The organism is Paenisporosarcina sp. P4_E4_2 (genome assembly GCF_056401595.1).
The window spans coordinates 1-1954 of sequence record NZ_JBFUJC010000458.1; the positions used below are offsets into that span (position 1 = coordinate 1).

Here is a 1954-nt window from a genome sequence, read left to right on the forward strand (position 1 = left end):
GTCTACGGGGAAGATGTCGTCAATATTGGTCTTCACGGGTACTTCAACGCAGCACCATTGGTGGCTTATGCGAAGGAACACGGTATTCGAATGATTACTTTACGTAAAGCACGTGAGCTAGGGGTGGCTCAGTGCGTCGAAGAACAATTAAAGGAATTAGCACAACGAGTGGACCGTGTTTATGTAACTGTCGATATGGATGTGTTGGACATTGCAGTCGCACCGGGTGTTCCCGCTTCTACACCAGGAGGCATGACGGCGGAAGAGTTATTCCAAAGTTTAGTGCGGATCGGCCAACAGGATGCGGTTCGACATATCGATTTTGTCTGTCTGGATCCAACACGAGATGTACCGACAAGTGCCACGGTCAAAACAGGAGTGTATGCATGGTTGGAATTTATCACGGGGAGAGTTCTATCACAAAGGGGGATTTAATATGCAACAAGTGGGAGAACGTTCAAAAATACGTTCAAGTACGGGAATGTGGAAGTTTTTTGTATACAGTTTTATTGGTGCGTTCATGTTTTTCGTGCCGGTCACAATTGGTGAAAAAAATTCAATCATGCTTGACCACATCGTGTCATGGATTCAAGCAAATGCAACTGGGGTTTTACCATATTACTCATTAATACTTATTCTAGCTGGTGCATTATACCCGTTTTACTCGGGGACTTGGAAAAAATCGACCGTCAACATGGTGTTTTCATTCTTTAAAATCATAGGTTTAGTCGTTGGGATTATGATTGTTTTTGGATTTGGTCCGGCGTGGTTATTTGCTCCTGATATGGGACCATTCTTGTTCGATAAATTAGTCATTTCCGTAGGTTTATTAGTCCCAATCGGGGCGGTATTTTTAGCATTATTAGTAGGTTATGGATTACTTGAATTTATTGGGGTTCTCATGCAACCGATTATGCGACCAATTTGGCGAACACCAGGTCGATCTGCAATTGATGCAGTAGCTTCTTTCGTTGGTTCATATTCATTGGGCTTGCTAATAACGAATCGTGTTTATAAAGAAGGGAAATACACAGCACGAGAAGCAGCAATTATTGCAACGGGCTTCTCGACTGTATCTGCTACGTTCATGGTTATCGTTGCGAAAACACTTGGCTTAATGGATATGTGGAATTTGTACTTTTGGGTAACACTAATCGTCACGTTCATCGTGACGGCAATTACAACTCGCATCTGGCCGCTGAATCGTATTAAAGACGATTATTATGAAGGCAGTGTGCCACAGCCAGAGGTGAAACCTGAAGGAAGTCGCTTGACAGCCGCTTGGAATGAAGCGCAGGAAACCGTTAAACAATCACCTAGTTTACTTGCGAACATATGGGAGAACTTGCGAGACGGTTTATTAATGGCTATGGCGATTTTACCATCAATTTTATCAATTGGATTACTTGGTTTAGTGTTAGCAGAATTCACGCCGATATTTGACTGGATCGGTTACATCTTCTATCCGTTCACCTACATTTTGCAGCTTCCTGAACCGATGCTAGTCGCAAAAGCAAGTGCACTTGGAATAGCTGAAATGTTCCTACCTGCATTGCTGGTTGTGAAATCGGGGATGATTGTAAAATTCGTAATTGCGGTTGTATCTATATCGTCCATCATTTTCTTCTCTGCAGTTGTTCCTTGCATCGTGGCAACAGAAATTCCGATTTCAATACCGAAATTAATCGTTATCTGGGTTCAACGTGTCATTCTGACTTTAATCATTGTTACGCCGATTGCTTTCATGCTGTTTTAATAGAAGTGCCATCCTTGCATAAAAGGATGGTACTTTTTTGTGTAACAGGAGCGTAGCGGAAATAAAAACCATTAATCATGTCTCTAAAAGTAACTAGGATGTGAGACGTGTTTGAGCGATAATCTTGCTCGTTTGATTGATAAATTTTCACAAACTCAAAGTAGGCGGTGAAATCGTCACACTATCCAAGTATACTAG

At 42.0% G+C, this 1954-nt stretch carries 2 protein-coding genes; both read left to right on the forward strand.

Annotated features, from left to right (window positions below; all coding sequences use genetic code 11):
• Window positions 1–435: arginase family protein (locus AC1DSB_RS18610; protein WP_477587341.1), on the forward strand; the 435-nt coding region annotated here is incomplete at its 5' end.
• 1 nt (window position 436) lies between these two features.
• Window positions 437–1756 (forward strand): YjiH family protein, encoded by a 1320-nt coding sequence (locus AC1DSB_RS18615; protein ID WP_477531049.1) that lies wholly within the window; start codon window positions 437–439, stop codon window positions 1754–1756.
• Window positions 1757–1954 lie beyond the last annotated feature (198 nt).

Bases quoted from the DNA above. Each gene is read 5' to 3' on its own strand.
- AC1DSB_RS18615 (WP_477531049.1), top strand. From the start codon at position 437: ATGCAACAAGTGGGAGAACGTTCAAAAATACGTTCAAGTACGGGAATG.